At 73.5% G+C, this 17,190-nt stretch carries 10 protein-coding genes; 4 read left to right on the top strand and 6 right to left on the bottom strand.

Features of this window, described 5'->3' with window-relative positions; genetic code table 11:
• Positions 1 to 4: 4 nt before the first annotated feature.
• On the bottom strand, positions 5 to 1,204 hold the full coding sequence (locus CC117_RS28085; protein ID WP_407673596.1) for an acetamidase/formamidase family protein: 1,200 nt from the start codon (positions 1,202 to 1,204) through the stop codon (positions 5 to 7).
• Between the two features lie 549 nt (positions 1,205 to 1,753).
• Here CC117_RS28085 and CC117_RS28080 point away from each other — a divergent pair.
• Positions 1,754 to 3,019 (top strand): thiamine-phosphate kinase, encoded by a 1,266-nt coding sequence (locus CC117_RS28080; RefSeq protein WP_157905466.1) that lies wholly within the window; start codon positions 1,754 to 1,756, stop codon positions 3,017 to 3,019.
• Between the two features lie 7 nt (positions 3,020 to 3,026).
• On the opposite strand, the gene CC117_RS28075 is transcribed toward CC117_RS28080, so the two are convergent.
• The 4 genes from CC117_RS28075 to CC117_RS28060 all read right to left on the bottom strand — a co-directional run bounded on the left by CC117_RS28075 (position 3,027) and on the right by CC117_RS28060 (position 11,220).
• A complete protein-coding gene (locus CC117_RS28075; protein ID WP_071089395.1) occupies positions 3,027 to 3,920 on the bottom strand; it encodes an NmrA family NAD(P)-binding protein in 894 nt (297 codons plus the stop codon).
• Positions 3,917 to 5,353 (bottom strand): FAD-binding oxidoreductase, encoded by a 1,437-nt coding sequence (locus CC117_RS28070; protein WP_071089606.1) that lies wholly within the window; start codon positions 5,351 to 5,353, stop codon positions 3,917 to 3,919. The genes CC117_RS28075 and CC117_RS28070 overlap by 4 nt, the downstream gene beginning before the upstream one ends.
• A gap of 124 nt (positions 5,354 to 5,477) precedes the next feature.
• On the bottom strand, positions 5,478 to 8,723 hold the full coding sequence (locus tag CC117_RS28065) for an AAA family ATPase (RefSeq protein ID WP_071089392.1): 3,246 nt from the start codon (positions 8,721 to 8,723) through the stop codon (positions 5,478 to 5,480).
• Positions 8,724 to 9,099: 376 nt separating this feature from the next.
• On the bottom strand, positions 9,100 to 11,220 hold the full coding sequence (locus tag CC117_RS28060; protein ID WP_071089388.1) for a hydantoinase/oxoprolinase family protein: 2,121 nt from the start codon (positions 11,218 to 11,220) through the stop codon (positions 9,100 to 9,102).
• Between the two features lie 439 nt (positions 11,221 to 11,659).
• On the opposite strand from CC117_RS28060, the gene CC117_RS28055 reads away from it, so the two are divergent.
• Both CC117_RS28055 and CC117_RS28050 read left to right on the top strand, forming a co-directional pair.
• Positions 11,660 to 15,394: a multifunctional oxoglutarate decarboxylase/oxoglutarate dehydrogenase thiamine pyrophosphate-binding subunit/dihydrolipoyllysine-residue succinyltransferase subunit gene (locus tag CC117_RS28055; protein WP_071089385.1), complete on the top strand. Its 3,735-nt coding sequence runs from the start codon at positions 11,660 to 11,662 to the stop codon at positions 15,392 to 15,394.
• A gap of 211 nt (positions 15,395 to 15,605) precedes the next feature.
• Positions 15,606 to 15,785 carry a DUF6104 family protein gene (locus CC117_RS28050; RefSeq protein ID WP_071089382.1) on the top strand — a complete coding sequence of 60 codons (180 nt, stop codon included), beginning with the start codon at positions 15,606 to 15,608 and terminating at the stop codon, positions 15,783 to 15,785.
• 28 nt (positions 15,786 to 15,813) lie between these two features.
• Here the strand turns inward: CC117_RS28050 and CC117_RS28045 are convergent, their stop codons facing one another.
• Positions 15,814 to 16,788: a zinc-binding dehydrogenase gene (locus CC117_RS28045; RefSeq protein WP_071089379.1), complete on the bottom strand. Its 975-nt coding sequence runs from the start codon at positions 16,786 to 16,788 to the stop codon at positions 15,814 to 15,816.
• Positions 16,789 to 17,040: 252 nt separating this feature from the next.
• On the opposite strand from CC117_RS28045, the gene CC117_RS38275 reads away from it, so the two are divergent.
• Positions 17,041 to 17,184, top strand: a complete 144-nt coding sequence (locus CC117_RS38275; RefSeq protein ID WP_198542013.1) for a hypothetical protein — start codon at positions 17,041 to 17,043, stop codon at positions 17,182 to 17,184.
• The last annotated feature ends 6 nt before the right edge of the window (positions 17,185 to 17,190 follow it).

Here is a 17,190-nt window from a genome sequence, read left to right as displayed (position 1 = left end):
CCGGTCAGCGGGGCGGCGCACCACCGGACGGGCGACTGCCGGCAGGGTCGGCAGGGCCGGCGGAGCCCGCGGCCGGCGGCTGGTCCGGAGCGACCCCGCCGCGGCCCGGTGTCTCCTCCGCACGGCTCTGCTGCGCGGCGGCGGCCGGCTCCTGGTCCGGGGGCCTGCCCTGTTCCGGCAGCCGCGCCGAGCCGGTGGGTTCGGCCGGGTCGCCGGCCGGCGGGGCCTGGTCGCGGTCGGGCTCGGCATCGGAGCTGCCGACAATGCGGGCGAAGCCGGCCCGCGGGAGTCGTGCCTTGACGGGGGCCGGCTCGGTGAAGTCCGCGCGGCGGATCCGGCAGAACGCGGAGCCGTAGCCGGCCGCCAGCCGACCGGCACCGAAGTCCGCCGCGGCCGCCAGGTAGGCCACCGCGTCCGCCCGGTCCAGACCGACCTTCGTCTGCAGGAACGTCACCGCCGCCCGGGCCGCCCGGCGTGTCGCCTCTCGCGGGTCCGGGTCGAAACCGGCGGTGATCCACAGCTCGTCGGTCTCGATGAACGGTTCGCGCAGCGCGCCGAGCGCGCCGGTGGCGGCGGCGTCCCGCAGGGTGATCAGCCGCAGGGTGGCGCGCAGCGGCCCCTCCAGCGCGGTCGCACCGATCATCCCGTCCCGCAGGGAATAGTGGGGATCGCCGACCGCGAACAGCGCACCCGGCACCTGGACGGGCAGGTAGAGATGCGTCCCGGGCCCGAGGTCGCCGCAGTCCAGAGCACCGCCGTAGACACCTGCCGACAGGGAGGTGACGGTGCCGTCGGCGACGTCCGCAGCCACCGCCATGATGCCCAGGCACGGGTTGAGCGGGAACCGGACCCGGCCATGGCCGCCGCCCGGCAGGGCCGCGAACAGCCGGCCCCGGCGGCGCTCGACCGCGCAGAACGTGGTGACCGTCCGGAAGCCCTGCCAGCGCCGGGCGTCGGCGTCGGGGGCGGGGGCCGCGGTCTCGGGGAACTCGCCCGCGAGCAGGCCGGAGCCGTGCCGGGTCGAGATCATCCCGTACCGGGCCCGCGGGTGCAGGGAGAGAATGTCGACCCGCAGCACGTCGCCGGGCTCGGCGCCGCGCACGGACACCGGGCCGGTCACGACGTGCGATCCGTCTATGCCGTAACGATGCGGAATGCCGGACGCGGCGATGGCGCGGGCATCCTCGAGTACTTCCGACGACACGACTCCGAATCCACCGAGAAAGGCGTCCGGGTCACGGCCCTGATCTTCGAGAATGCCTTCTTGGCTTACCGTGTCGATAGTGACGGAAGTGCCAGAGTCAACGCTCAGTACCGGCCGCGTGCGCGCGGTCGGGAGACCACCCCAGCTGACCGTCTCCGGGGTCGAGGGCAGATAGTGCCGACCCTCGATCTTTCCTCGTCCTGGCTGCAGGGCCACTCGCGCTCTACCCGCGCCGACGCATGGCCGGGCCGGGCCGGCGACCTGCGCGGGCGCTGAACAGCGGAGTCGCCGCCGGGCGTCCCGGGCTGGATGACCGCCCGGTGGCGGTTACAGCGGGCGACCGGGTGGCCCGCGCGACCGGGCCGGCGGCCGGTCGCCGATGACGGCGATATGGGCGTTGCACGCGCGTCAGAGTCGCAGCGGCACATGACGGCGAGATGTCCTCGATGTTGCAGTCGACGTCATTTCCTCGGTAAACCCTGCTCCCGACCCTGTCCCGGTTCCCGGATTCGGGCCCCGGTGCCCGCCGGCCGACTAGCGTGACCATTGATGTGCACTTCTGAACCGGACGCGGACGGTTCCGCGTCGACCGGCGACTCCGCCGCAGCCGACAGCGCTGCGTCACCAGGCCACGCCGCCGCACCGAACCACCCCGACACACCGAACCATCCCGACGTGGCAGCCCGCCCCGCCGCCGCTCCGGACGGCACCGCGGCACCGACAGTCGCGGATCTCGGCGAGTTCGGCCTCATCCGGGCCATCACCCGCCGCCTGCCGACCGGCCCGGACGTCCTGCTGGGCCCGGGTGACGACGCCGCGGTCGTCGCCGCCGCCGACGGCCGGGTCGTCGTCACCACGGACCTGCTCATCGAGGGCCGGCACTTCCGCCGTGACTGGTCCTCTCCCTATGAGGTCGGCAGGAAGGCCGCGGCGCAGAACCTCGCCGACATCGCCGCGATGGGCGCCCGACCGACCGCGCTGGTCATCGGCCTCGGAGCGCCCCCGTCCCTTCCCGTGGCCTGGGCCGAGCGGCTCGCCGACGGGCTGCGGGACGAGTGCGACCTCGCCGGCGCGTCGGTCGCCGGCGGCGACGTCAGCTCCGCGGACAGCGTCCTGCTCGGCATCACCGCTCTCGGTGACCTGGCCGGGCGGGCACCAGTCCGCCGTGACACCGCCCGTCCGGGGGATCTGGTGGTCCTCGCGGGCCGGATCGGCTGGGCCGAGGGGGGCCTCGCGCTGCTGCGGAAGTACGGCCCGGCCGGGCCACCGCCCCAGCTGGACGTCCCCGGCCATGCCGAGCTGGTGGATGCGCACCRACGGCCACGCCCTCCCTACGCCGCCGGGCCGCTGCTGGCGTCCGCCGGCGCGCGCGCGATGTGCGACGTCTCCGACGGCCTGCTCGCCGATCTCGGCCACATCGCCGCTGCCTCGGCCGTTCGCATCGACCTGGACAGCGGCCTGCTGCCGGTACCCGGGCCGCTGCGCGCCGCGGCCGCGGCGCTGGGCGCCGACCCGCTGGTGTGGGTGCTGACCGGCGGGGACGACCACGCGCTGGTCGCCTGCGTGCCCCCCGGCACCGAGCTGCCCGCCGGCTGCGCGGTGATCGGCCAGGTCCTCCCCCGCGCCGGCCACGCCGACCACTCCGACCTCGGCACGGAGCGTGGAGTCGTCCTCGTCGACGGACGCGGCCACCGGGACAGTGCCGGCTGGGACCATTTCGCCCAGGTCGCCGAGGCGAATGACACCAGCCGGGCCAGCTCGGGTCAGGAGGACCCGGGTCAGGACGGTGGGCCCGCAGGCCACGCCCAGGGTTAGCCGACCGCTAGCCGCCGAACACGGCCAGGTGATCACGAACGAACTCGGCCACGGGGCGGGGCGGCCGGCCCGTCAGCCCGGCGACGCCATCGGTGGGGGTGGAATGAATCCCCGCGCGCAGCATTGCGAACAGGGTCACGAACGAGTCCGCGAGCCACACCGGGGCGCCGGCGTCGAGCAGCGCGGCTCGCGCCGCGGCGTCCGGCACGTCGACGAAGATGACCTCACGCCCGAGCACGGTCGCCAACACCTCGGCGACCTCGGTGAACGTGACGGCCAGCGGCCCGGTCAGGGTGTGGACCTGCCGGATGTACCCGGCGTCACCCGCGACGCCCGGCGTGCCAGGTGCGGCGAGCAGAGCAGCGGCGGCGACCGCCGCCACGTCCCGCGGGTCGACCATCGCGATCCGGGCGTCCCCGAGCGAGCCGAACACGCGGCCGGCCGTGCGGACCGACTCCGCCGTGGCGAACAGGTTCGACAGGTAGAACGCCGGCCGAAGTACGGCGGCTGGCACGCCGGATGCCCACAGGTGCTGCTCGACCCGGCCGTGCACGTCGAAGAACGTCAGCGGCGAGCCGATCTCGGCGCCCAGCGCCGACAGTTTGACGATGCGCTGCACCCAGGCCGCACCCGCGGCGTCGATGACCGCGCATTCGTACTCCGCCTGTCGAGGGCCGTTCGGTGAGGCCAGGAACACCCCGTCGACGCCGTGCATCGCCCGCCGCAGCGCCCGCTGGTCGCCGAAGTCCCCGACGACCAGTTCGACGTCGTCACCGAGCCGCTCGATGCCCCGTCCGGCGTCCCGGACGTAGGCCCTGACCGGCACCGACCGGTCCCGCAGCGCCCGGACGAGGTACGAGCCGACGGTCCCGGTCGCGCCGGTGACCAGGATCTTTGTCATCGGACCGCCTCTGCTCCGTACTCACCGTGGCTGCCGCTCGGCGCGATGTTCGCGTTGAATCGGAAGACGTTCGTCGGGTCGTACCGGTCCTTGACCGCGATCAGTCCGGCCAGCCGGGTGCCGTAGGCGGCCCGGACACCGGCATCCCCCTCGTCGGAGATGAAGTTCGCGTACACCCCGGCGCTCTGCGGTCGCAGYGCCTCCCAGCCGCCCCGGACCCACGCCTGATGGCTCTCGCCATCGGGATCGCCGGGCTGCCAGGCCGCGATCAGGCTGACGTCGAACCCGACGTCGCGCGGCCCCACCGCCGTGGCTTCGGGGGCGACGCGGCTCGCCGCGCCGCCGATGGCCCATCCGTTGATCTGGGAGTACCGCGACCTCGACGAACCGAGGAGCCTGCGGAACTCCCCGATGGTCGCGTCCGACAGCGTCGGCAACCGGTGCGACTTCCAGTAGTAGTGCCGACCGTGCGGGGCGCCCGCGTCGTGCATCGACTGGAGGAACTGGTAAGGCACCATGCTGACGACGTCGGCGATCGGCGTGCCGAGCCGGCGCAGCGGCGCCATGACGGCCGCGCCCTCCGTGGGGTTACCGGTCCACACCAGCACCAGTCCGAGGACGGGGGTCCCGACCCGGTCCGGCGGCAGGAACGGCAGCGGCGGCGCGAGCATCATCGAGAACGTGATGCCGAGGCTGTCCGGCGCGGTCGGGGCGAAGTCCCGGAGGAAACGCAGGACCCCGTCGGCCTGCTCGACGGGCCAGAACACCGGGCCGCCGAGCACCATCGGCCCGACCGGGTGGAGCCGGTAGGTGAGCGCTGTGGCGATCCCGAAGTTGCCACCGCCGCCGCGCAGCGCCCAGAAAAGGTCCGGGGAGTGCTCGCCGTCGACGAGCAGCCGCTGACCGTCGGCCGTGACCAGGTCGACGGCGAGGAGGTTGTCCACCGTCAGCCCGTGCTTGCGCATGAGGTGCCCGAGACCGCCACCCAGCGTCAGGCCGCCGATCCCGGTGTGGCTGACCAGGCCGCCGGTCGTGGCGAGCCCGTACTGCTGGGTCGCGGCGTCGAACTCGCCCCACAGCAGTCCGCCCGCCGCCCGTGCGGTCCTGGCCGCCGGATCGACGCGGATGGCCTTCAGCATCGACAGGTCGATCATCAGTCCGCCGTCGGTCACCGCATGCCCGGCGACCGCGTGGCCGCCGCCGCGCACCGTCACGGGCAGCTCGTGCTCGCGGGCGAACCGGAYGGCCTCGACGACGTCGTCGGCGCCTGCGCACCGGGCGACGAGGGCCGGCCGGCGGTCGATCGCGCCGTTCCAGACCCGACGCGCCTCGTCGTAGCCTTCCTCGCCGGGGCGTAGCAGAGCGCCCCGGAAACGGCTGCGCAGGGGGGCGATCTCCACCGATCGGGGTGGTTCCAGGAAGGTCAGGGGCATGTCAGCTCCCATGTCGCTGTCCGCCGCCGAGTGGTGGCGGCCTTGGGACCCACCATCGCCGGCGGGGCGTTCCCCGACCGTTCCCGCTGCCGTTCCACACCAGCCCGGTGCGTTCCGCGCGAGATCAGTCGTCGGAGGCGGCTCCGGATGAGGCTGCGGACGCGGGAGCCGCTGCCGCCGCGGCTGGCGGCGTCATCGCCAGGCGCAGCGCCGCGGTCGCCCGTTGCTCGAACAGCTGAGCACCCTGGCGCCGCGCCACCTCCCTCGCCCGCTGGAGCTCGGCCACTACCACCCCGGCGGGCTCGCCGCGCCGGCCGAGGAACTCCGCGCGCCACCGGCGGGCCTCGGCCTCCCAGGTGGCGACACCGTCCTCGGCGGCGACGAGCCGGTCGGCCGCAGCGAGCCCGGTGCCGGCGTCCTGCGCCGCCACCGCCGCGGCGAGGAGGACCCGCAGGACGACGGCCCGCGCTCCCGGCGCCGGCGCGACGCTGCTCAGCTGGTCGAGCAGCCGGCGGATCGCCGCCAGACCGCCGCTGGCCTCGCCGTCGAGCACGTTGACGTATCCCTGGAGCGCCTGCGCCGTGATCCCCGCGGCGGAGGGCGCGTCGTGCGGGCCGTGGGCGGCCACAAGCGCCGTCGTGTGGTGACGAAGGCCCTCGACGTCGCCGAGTTCCAGGCACCCGACGGCGGCGAACACCCGCGCCGAGGCCGCGGTGGCCGGATGGCCGACCTCCTCGGCCCAGAGCAGCGCGGCCTGCCGGGCCCGCGCCGCGGCCGCCGGCTGACCGAGCACGTCCCAGCAGCTGGCCAGCCGGCTCAGGCAGACCACCTTCGGGTCCAGCCAGTACCTGACCAGGTAGACCTTCTGGTCGGCCGGTCGATACCGGGCGAGCGCGGCCTCGAACCGCAGGCGCGCCGCCTCGAAGTTCCCCTGCCAGAACTCGACGATCCCGAGCACGTACTCGGCCTCGACGACCACGATGTCGTCCAGGGTGTCGTCCAGCTCCGCCGCGCCCGCTCCCGACGAGCCCCGGCCCAGCAGTTCGGCTCCGAGCCGCCGGGCGGTGGCGAACTCGCCCCGGGCGAGGCTGGCCACCGCGAGCGAACACAACAGCGGCGACGGCAGGTCGGCCCCCAGTGTCGCCGCCAGCTCCAGTGCCCGCTCGTGCACGGCCGGGAGCCGCGGCGAGGCGAAACTCTCCACTCCCGCGAGGTGGGCCGCGATCGCGTCCAGCAGCGCCAGCTCACGGACGTCCCGCTCGGTCGACCACGGCAGTGACGGCACCAGGTCGAGTGCCCGGTCCAGCAGCCGCAGCGCCTCGACGTGCGCATAGAGCTGTCCGGCAGCCGACGCCGCCCGGCCGTACCAGACCAGTGCGCCGTCGACGTCTCCGGCCCGCTCGAGGTGCAGCGCCAGCCGGGCGTCCACCGTGCCGGCGTGCCCGGACGACCGGCGCTCGATCGCCCGGGCCACCTGCCGGTGGTAGTGCCTGCGCCGCGCCGGCTGCAACGCCTCGTAGGCGACCGCGCGAAGCTTGTCGTGTGTGAAGTCGTAGCCGTCCGCTTCGTGCTCCCGCACGATCCGCCGCTGCCACAGTTCGTCAAGACCGCTGACGAGGGCGTCAGCGTCGGTGCCGGCAGCCTCGGCCAGCACGTCGGCGGTGAAGTCCCGGCCGATCGTCGCGGCGACGCCTACCAGCTCGGCGGCGGCCGGCGACAGCTGCGCCAGCCGGGACTCGATCACAGCCTGCACCTTCCGGCTCAGCCCGGCCGCCCCGGGCCGGTCCCACCCCGCCCGCAGCGCTTCGACGACGAACAACGGGTTGCCCTCGGTCTCGTCGAACAGCCGCTGGCAGGTGGCGTCGTCCAGCGCGGTACTCGTGAGCTGCCGGGCCAGCGCCGCGGTCTGCCCGGCATCCAGGCGGTCGAGGTCCAGTTCGACGACCAGCCCGGCAGCCCGCAGCGCGCCGACCAGTCCGGTGAGCGGATGGCGGTCGGTGAGCTCCTCCGGCCGCACGGTCGCCGCGACCAACAACCGCGCCTCGGTCCCGGGCCGGAGCAGGTAGTGGAGGAACCGCAGCGACTCCTGGTCGGACCAGTGGACGTCGTCGGCGACCAGCAGCACCGGGGCACCGGCCGCCAGGACCGTCCTGGCCACGGTGTCGAACAGGCGTTGCCGCAGCTCGTCCTCTGCCAGCGCCTGCGGACGGGGCAGCCCCGGCAGCTCGGTCAGCAGCTCCGGCAGCAGCCGGGCCAGCTCGGTGAGCTGGTCAGGTGCGGCCCGGCGCAACCGGCGGCCGAGGGTGTCGGAACGCAGCCACGAGACGATCAGACCGTAGGCCAGCGCTCCCTCGGCCGCGTAGGCCGCGGCTTCGGCGGTCAGCGCGCCGCGATGAGCGCACCAGGCGCGGAACTCGGCGACCAGCCTGGTCTTCCCGATCCCGGGTTCGCCGGTCACGAGGACGAGCCGGGCTTCGCCTCCCACCGCCGCCTGCCAGGCGGCTGTGAGTGCCGAGCGTTCCCGGTTGCGGCCGACCAGCCCGGGCGACGCGGCCAACGCTGCTGAGCGGGGCCCGCGGTCGGCTGCCAGCAGTGCCTCGAACTGCCGTCGGATGGACACCGAAGGCCTGGTGCCCAGCTCAGCCTCCAGCACGGCCGCGCAGGCATGGTAGGCACGCAGCGCTCTCGCGCGATCGCCGGACGCCTCGTGGTGCCGCATCAGGATCTGGTAGGCCGGCTCGTAGAGTGGGTCGTGGCGTACCAGGAGCTCGGCGGCGGCGGCGGCGGCCGCGGCCGGGTCGCCTTGCGCTTCCAGCCGGTTCGCCAGTTGGCGGGACGCCTCGAGGAACCGGCTGCGCAGCCGCTGCCGTTCGACCTCCAGCCAGTCGTCGTAGTTCCCCTCGAGCAGGTCCGCCCGGTACAACTCGGTGGCCTCCCGCAACGCGGCCGTCGCCCCGTCGGCTGTGACCACGTCACCTGTCGTCGCATCCACAACCGTCGCGGCGGCTCGGCTCAGCGCGTCCTCGAAGGCGGCGACGTCCAGCCACAGCGGGGCGCCCGGCCGCCATCTGAGGGTGCGGGGGGTGACCTCTACATAGTGGTCGAGGTCGCCGAATGCCCGGCGCACCTTGTGGAGGACGTGGCGCAGGTTGGTCCGCGCCTGGGCCTCGGTCGAGTCGGGCCACAGCAGGAATGCGATCCGTTGACGGCTCTGCGGCGCCTCTCGGTGGAGCAGAAGGAACGCCAGCAGTGACGCGGCCCGTGCCGACTCGAGCTCCATCGTGGGCGCCCCGGCCACGCCCATCTCGAACTCGCCGAACAGGCGGACCCGCACCCCCGGGGCGGGAGCCCCCGTCGGCGTCGCCACCATGGCACCAGCCTCTCCTCGCCGACGGCGGGAAACCTGCGTTGCCACCCGGCTCGCCCCACGGTGCGTGGCGCCCGGTGCGTCACGAGCAGGGCGCAGGCCGAACCCTGACCACACCGCCGTGGGTCCGGCCGCCGCCGGGGCGCGGAAAGCAACGTACCCCGCCCTCCCGAAGGAGGACGGGGTACGTGAAGAAGGTGCCGGCCCGCCAGGTCGCCTCGCGGCGCGACGTCGCACGTAGCGACTCAATTATGGGTCCGGGGGCCATGATACGGACCGGCACTGCCCAGTCTAACGCCGCACCGGCCGTTGCTGTTCCCGTCCGCGAACTCCCGACGGAAGTCCGGGCGGATCCGTCGTCCCGGGGCGACCGGGCTGGTCAGGCCGTACCTCCGTGGGTGAGGACGAGGGTGCCGACCTCGTCGACCATGCCCGTCCAGCCGCGGCGGACCAGGCAGGTCGACTCGGCGAACTCCACCACGGCCGGGCCGGCCACCACCTCGCCCGCCCCCAGCGCGGCCCGCGGGATCACGTCGATCCGGTGCCACTCGCCCTCGGTCCAGGCCCGCCGGTGGCCACGGCGCGCCGACGGGTCGGCGGGCGGCGCGACCGGGGCGGGACGCGGGCCACGCACGGTCACCACCAGCCGCACCGCGACCGTCTCGATCTCGCGCTCCGCCGCGATGTGCCCGTAGCGACGCAGATGCTCCGCCTCGAAGGCGGCGCGGACTGCCTCCGCGACGCGGCCGCCACCGGCACCGGCACCAGCACCGGTCCCGTCCGCGGACGTCGACTCGACCTCGGGGGTGGGCTCGGCCCCGGCCGCCACCTCGTCGACGTCGATCGTCAGCTCGTGGGACTGGCCCACATACCGGCAGTCCACCCGGCGCTGCAGGGTGACCTGCCCCGCAGGCCCGGGCGCAGCCTCAGGTCCCGACCGGGGCAGCTCGGTGCCCGCGACGAGTCCCGCGAACGCGCCTGCCAGGTCGACCGAACCAAGACGCCCGAGCAGCGGGCGGGCGTGGTCGCGCCGGACGTCCCCGATCGCCAGCCCCAGGGCCGACAGGACCCCCGCGGCCAGCGGCACCAGGACCCGGGTGATGCCGAGCTCGTCCGCGAGCGCGCAGGCATGCGTCCCGCCTGCGCCTCCGAAGGCGACCAGGACCAGCTCCCGCGGGTCGATGCCGCGCTCGACGGAGACCACGCGCAGGGCACGGGTCATCTCGGCATCGGCGACGGCGACGACGCCGGCCGCGGTCTGTTCCGGGGTGAGGCCGAGCGGCTCGCCCAGATCGCGCAGCGCCGCCTCGGCCGCCGCCCGGGAGAGGATGACCTCGCCGCCGAGCCCGGCGCCGTCGGCCAGGTAGCCCAGGTAGAGGTCGGCGTCCGTGACGGTCGGCCGGGTTCCGCCCCGGCCGTAGCAGGCCGGGCCCGGGTCGGCGCCCGCCGAGCGTGGGCCGACCCGCAGGGCCCCGCCGCCGTCGACCCAGGCGATGGACCCGCCGCCCGCACTCACCGAGTGGACGTCCACCGCCGGCAGCATCACCGGGACGCCGGCGAGCACCGACTCGGAGGTGGTCAGCGCCTGGCCGCCGAGGACGGGCGCCACGTCGGTGGAGGTCCCGCCCATGTCGAAGGTCAGCAGATCACGCACGCCGGACAGACCGGCGACGTAGGCCGCTCCGACCACTCCACCGGCCGGTCCGGACAGCACGCACCGGGCGGCATGGCCGGCGGCCTCGGACAGCTCGGCCACCCCGCCGGACGACTGCATGATCGCCGGAACGGTGAGGCCGTGGCCCGCGCACCGCCGCTCCAGCTGCCGCAGATAGGAGGAGAGACGCGGGGTCAGGTAGGCGTCGGCGGCGGCCGTGGTGAACCGCTCGTACTCGCGGAAGACCGGCAGGATCTCGCTGGAGGCGACCACCGTGACCGCCGGCAGCCGGCGGCGCAGCGCGTCCGCGAGGATGCGCTCGTGCCCGGGATGGGCGAACGAGAACAGCAGGCAGACCGCGACCGCCTCCAGGCCGGGGACGGCCGCGACCTCCTCCACCACCCGCCCGACCTCGGCCGCGCGCAGGGGTTCGATCACTCCGTGCGGGCCGCACCGCTCGGCGACGGTGAAGCGCAGCTCGCGCGGGACCAGGCTCGGCGGCCGGTCCCTGGTCAGGTCGTAGAGCGACGGCCGGTTCTGCCGGCCGATCTCGATCACGTCGCGAAAGCCGCGGGTGGTGACCAGCGCCGTGCGCGCGCCGGCCCGCTCCAGCAGCGCGTTCGTGGCGACGGTCGTCCCGTGGGCGAACGCGCCGACCTGGGGCCCGGCCAGTGCGGCGGCGGCAACGGCGGCCAGCACGCCGCTGGACGGGTCGGCCGGCACCGAGGGCACCTTGGCGAACCGCAGCGTCCCGTCCCGGTCGACGGCGACCAGGTCGGTGAAGGTGCCGCCGACGTCGACCCCGAGGCGGACCCGCCCGGGGGATGACTCCTCGTGATCGGGCACTCGGCCTCCCGGCTTCCCAGACGTGTGGCAGCTCCACGCCCCCGGCACACCGGCGGCCGTGCCTGCCAGCTGCGTCAGCTGTTACCCAGAGCAACAGCAACAACGGGCTCGGACGCCCGCCGGGCCCGTGGCGGCGGACCGGTACAGAACCACCCGAAGGGTCTCCTCGTGGCCCTCCCGGGGCCGGCCGGTGCCGGACCGCGGGCCGGGGCCGGGGCCTGGCCTTTGCCGCTGGCACAGGCAAGATTACCGGCGGCGGCCACCCCGGGGCGCGACTCCGTGCATCAATGCGCAATACGCACGGAAAAGGTCAAATGTGACGCGACGCCGGGCGGCCCAGCTTCTGGGGGTCCGTCCACAGCGGGTAACCTGAGCAGACGGTAGCGAAGGGCCTGCGAACAGGCTGAGATGTACACCGTGGATAGAGGCGATTGGCCCCGTGACAGCACCGACGGTACCCGCGTCAGAACCTGACTTCGGCCCCAACGAGTGGCTGGTCTTCGAGATCTATCAGCAGTACCTCGAAGACCCGGAGAGCGTCTCCCCTGAGTGGCGCGAGTTCCTCTCGGACTACCGTCCGGTGAACCCGCCCGCCGGGGACGCACAGGCGAGTGGAGCCACCGCCCCCGGTTCCGCGTCACCGCCGCCAGCACCGGCRCCCTCTGCCCCCGCCGCGCCAGCGGCGACGGCGGCACCCACGGCTCCGGCACCGGCGGCGGCCTCCGCGGCGGGGGCGGCAACAGCCACCGCACCAGCCCAGCCCCAGGCGCCGGCACCGGCGACGCCCCGCCCGGCCGCACCCGTCGCGGCCGGCGCACGGACGCCGCTGCGCGGCGCCTCCGCCCGCGTGGTCTCCAACATGGAGACCTCGCTGCACATCCCGACCGCGACGTCCGTCCGCGCAGTGCCCGCGAAGCTGCTGGCTGACAACCGGATCGTCATCAACCGGCATCTCGCCCGGTCCAGCGGCGGGAAGATCTCCTTCACGCACGTCATCGGCTACGCCATGGTCAAGGCCCTGGTCGACCACCCGGCGATGAACGCCTCCTACGCCGAGGTCGACGGAAAGCCGACGCTGGTCCAGCCCGAGCACGTGAATCTCGGGCTCGCCATCGACCTGGTGACACCCAAGGGCCGCCAGCTCGTCGTCGCCGCGGTGAAGAAGGCCGAGACCCTCGACTTCAGCCAGTTCTGGCTGGCCTACGAGGACCTCGTCCGCCGGGCACGGACGAACAAGCTGACCATGGACGACTTCGCCGGCGTCACGATCAGTCTGACCAACCCCGGTGGTATCGGGACGGTGCACTCCGTCCCGCGCCTCATGGAGGGTCAGGGCACGATCATCGGCGTCGGTGCCATGGAGTATCCGGCCGAGTTCCAGGGCGCCTCCGAGCAGACCCTGACGAAGCTCGCGATCTCCAAGATCATGACGCTGACCAGCACGTACGACCACCGGATCATCCAGGGCGCGCAGTCCGGCGAGTRCCTGCGGCGCATCCACCAGCTGCTCCTGGGCGCCGACGGGTTCTACGACGAGATCTTCAAGTCGCTGCGCGTGCCCTACGTCCCGGTCCGCTGGCTGCCCGACATCTCCGCGCACCACGAGGGCGACCTCGACCACGGCGCCCGGGTGCTCGAGCTGATCCACGCCTACCGGGTCCGCGGCCACCTGATGGCCGACACGAACCCGCTCGAGTTCGCGATCCGCAGCCACCCCGACCTGGACATCATCGGTCACGGCCTCACCCTGTGGGACCTCGACCGCGAGTTCCCGGTGGGCGGCTTCGCCGGCCAGCGCACGATGTCGCTGCGGGACGTCCTGGGCGTACTGCGCGACTCGTACTGCCGCCGGGTCGGCATCGAGTACATGCACATCCAGGAGCCCGAGGAGCGCACCTGGATCCAGGCCCGGGTCGAACGCTCCGCGGAGCGGCCGGACCCGGCCGAGCAGCTCTACGTGCTGGAGCGTCTCGGCGCCGCCGAGGCCTTCGAGTCGTTCCTGCAGACCAAGTACGTCGGTCAGCGCCGTTTCTCGCTGGAGGGCGCGGAGTCGACCATCCCGCTGCTCGACGAGATCCTCGGCCTGGCGGCGGAGGCGACCCTCGACGAGGTCGTCATCGGCATGGCACACCGCGGCCGGCTCAACGTGCTCGCGAACATCGTCGGCAAGTCGTACCGGCAGATCTTCGACGAGTTCGAGGGCYACGTCGACCCGCAGACCGCGCACGGCTCCGGCGACGTGAAGTACCACCTGGGCGCCGACGGCGTCTACACCGACCGGGAGGGGCGCACCGTCCCCGTCTCGGTGGTGGCGAACCCGTCCCACCTCGAGGCGGTCGACGCCGTCCTCGAAGGTGTCGCCCGGGCCAAGCAGGACGTCCTCGACAAGGGCTTCGCGGGGTACACCGTCCTGCCGGTGCTGATCCACGGCGACGCGGCCTTCGCCGGCCAGGGCGTGGTCGCCGAGACGCTGAACCTCTCCCAGCTGCGCGGTTACCGCACCGGTGGCACCGTCCACGTCGTCATCAACAACCAGGTCGGTTTCACGACGTCACCGACGTCGAGCCGCTCCTCGGTCTACGCCACCGACGTGGCGCGGATGGTGCAGGCGCCGATCTTCCACGTCAACGGGGACGACCCGGAGGCGTGCGTGCGGGTCGCGACGCTGGCGTTCGCCTACCGGCAGGCGTTCAACAAGGACGTGGTGATCGACCTCGTCTGCTACCGCCGGCGGGGCCACAACGAGATGGACGAGCCGTCCTTCACCCAGCCGCTGATGTACGACACCATCGCCTCGAAGCGCTCGGTGCGCAAGGTCTACACRGAGGCCCTGATCGGCCGCGGCGACATCACCCGCGACGAGGCCGAGCAGGCGATGAAGACCTACCGGGCCGAGCTGGAGAAGGCCTTCACCGAGACCCGGGAGACCACGCCCCGGCCCACCCCGCTGCCCCGGATCGTCACCACCCCGGCGGAGGCGGCGGCCGCGGCGGCGGTCACCACGGCGGTGTCACCGGAGACGGTCAAGAAGATCGTCGACACCCAGGTCACCCTGCCGGACGGGTTCGTCATGCACCCGCGCCTGCGGCCACAGATCGAGCGCCGCCCGCAGATGATCGAGAGTGGCACCATCGACTGGGCGCTCGCCGAGATGATCGCGTTCGGCAGTCTTCTGCTGAACGGCACCTCCGTCCGGCTCACCGGCCAGGACAGCCGCCGCGGCACCTTCGGCCAGCGGCACTCGGTGCTCGTCGACCGCTACACCGCCGAGGAGCACACCCCGCTGCGCACGCTGCGCAACGAGGACGGCTCGAAGGTCGGCACCTTCTACACCTACGACTCGCTGCTCTCCGAGTTCGCGGCGATGGGCTTCGAGTACGGCTACTCGGTGTCCCGGGACGACACCCTGGTGCTGTGGGAGGCGCAGTTCGGCGACTTCGCCAACGGCGCACAGTCGATCATCGACGAGTTCATCTCGGCCGGTGAGGCCAAGTGGGGCCAGCGGTCGTCTCTGACGCTGCTGCTGCCGCACGGCTACGAGGGCCAGGGGCCGGACCACTCGTCCGCGCGCCCCGAGCGGTTCCTGTCGTTGTGCGCGGACGGCAACATGACCGTCTCCGCGCCGTCCAGCCCGGCCAGCTACTTCCACCTGCTGCGCCGGCAGGCGCTGTCGCCGGTGCGCCGCCCGCTGATCGTCTTCACGCCGAAGTCGATGCTGCGACTCAAGGCGGCGGCCTGCACCGTCGAGGACCTCACCGGTGGGGCCTGGCAGCCGATCATCGACGATGCGGCGGTCGGCGACCCGGCCAGCGTCCGGCGGGTGCTGCTGTCCGCCGGCAAGGTCTACTACGACCTGGCCGCGGCCCGGGAGAAGCGCAACGACTCGCAGCGTTTCGCTCTGCTGCGGGTCGAGCAGATGTACCCGACGCCGGGGCCGGAGCTCGCCGCGCTCCTGCAGCGGTACCCGAACGTCACCGACATCGTCTGGGTCCAGGAGGAGCCGGCGAACCAGGGCGCCTACCCCCACATGGCGCTGAACCTGCCCGAGTCGCTGCCCGACGGGCTGCGGCTGCGGCGGGTCTCGCGGCGGGCGTCGGCCGCCCCGGCCTCCGGGTCGTCCAAGGTGCACGAGCGGGAGCAGGCGGCGCTGGTCGAAGCCGCCTTCGCCGACTGACCCCACGCCGGGCTGCCCCCGGCGGAACGGGCTGGTCTCGGCAGGCATGCAGGCATACGGACGAGGCGGTGAGCCGACCCGCGAACCGCGGGCAGGCCCACCGCCTCGTCCCGTTTCCGAGCGCTCCGCTCCCGAGCGCTCCCGCTCCCGTTCCCGAGCCCGGCCGGGTGCACCCTGCCGCTCATGGCGCGGCGCCGGATACCGTTCGGCCATGTACTTCACCGACCGTGGGATCGAAGAGCTCGCCAGCCGGCGCGGTGCGGAGTCGGTGTCGTTCGACTGGCTGGCGGATGCCCTGCGCACCTTCGTCGACCTGCATCCGCAGTACGAGGACGCGGTCGAACAGCTCGCCACCTGGCTGGCCCGGCCGGACGACGACCCCGATCTCTAGTGCGGTCACGGCACGAGTGCCGTGACCGTCACACGGTGAGCACGAGCTTGCCGAACACCTCGCCGCCCGCCAGCCGTTCGAACGAGGTCCGGGCATCCGCGAGCGGGCGGACGTCGTCCACGAGCGGGCGCGTGCCGGTGCGGTCCAGCAGGTCCACCAGCGCGGCGAGCTCCGCCCGGGTGCCCATCGTGGTGCCGATCACCGACAGCTGCAGGAAGAAGATCCGGTTCAGCTCGGCCGGCGGGTTCGGGCCGCTGGTCGCGCCGGAGCAGATGATGCGCCCACCCGGGCGCAGCGACCGCACCGAATGCGACCAGGTGGCGGCACCGACGGTCTCGATCACCGCGTCGACCCGGGCCGGCAGCCGCTCTCCCGATCCGACCGCCAGGTCGGCGCCGAGGTCACGGGCGCGCTGACGCTTCGCCTCGTCCCGCGAGGTGACGAACACGGTGTGCCCGACGGCCTTGCCGATGAGCAGGGCTGCCGTGRCCACCCCGCCACCGGCTCCCTGGACGAGCATCGTCCCGCCGCCGTCCGCGGGCAGGCCCGAGCGGCTGACGACCATGCGGTACGCGGTCAGCCAGGCGGTGGGCAGGCAGGCTGCCTCCTCCCAGGACAGCGAGGCCGGCTTCGGCACGAGGTTCGCGCGGGGCACCGCGATCCGCTCGGCAAGCGTCCCGGGGTGCAGCTCGGACAGCAGCGTCCGTCTCGGGTCGAGGGTCTCGTCCCCGCCGCCGCGCGCCGGGTCACCGATCACCGCGTGGACGACGACCTCCGTGCCGTCCTCGCTCACCCCGGCGGCGTCACAGCCGAGGATCATCGGCAGTCGGTCGGCCGGCAGTCCGACACCGCGCAGACTGAACAGGTCGTGATGGTTGAGCGCCGCCGCGCGCACGGAGACCGTGGTCCAGCCTTCGGGGACAGCCGGCTCGGGCTGCTCGCCGACCTCAAGGCCGGCAAGCGGGCTGTCCGGGTTGATCGAGACAGCGGCGGCGGCAAGCATCAGGCAACTGTAGTGCCGTTGAGGGCGCGGATGGTGCCGCCCGGGGCATCGGCCCGGTGGGCACCGACCTGGCCGGGATGTGTGTGTCCCCGCCTGGTCCCGTCGGCCCGGCCGTCGCGCTCGCCCAGCAGATGTGCTGAACTCAGTCCCGTGGTGACACAGGGAGGAACGCCGGCTGCGGTTGGCCGGGGCGAGGGCAGTCGTCGGTTCGGGTGGCTTCGGCGTCGACCGGTGCTGGTGCCGGAACCGCCGGTGGTCCCGGCGATCGACGGTTACCCGGTCATCGTCGTGTCGTTGGCGGATTTCGTGTGCTGTTCCTACAAGGGGTGCGGCGCCCTGCGCCCGCTCACCGAGGCCAGCGAGAACCGGCCGTGCCCAGGCTGCGGCCGGGTCTGACCCGCC

The sequence above is a fragment of the Parafrankia colletiae genome (assembly GCF_001854655.1).
In the GTDB taxonomy this organism is placed as follows: domain Bacteria; phylum Actinomycetota; class Actinomycetes; order Frankiales; family Frankiaceae; genus Parafrankia; species Parafrankia colletiae.
The sequence above is the reverse complement of the archived record's forward strand: the minus strand, read 5'-3'. Positions and strand labels throughout refer to the sequence as shown.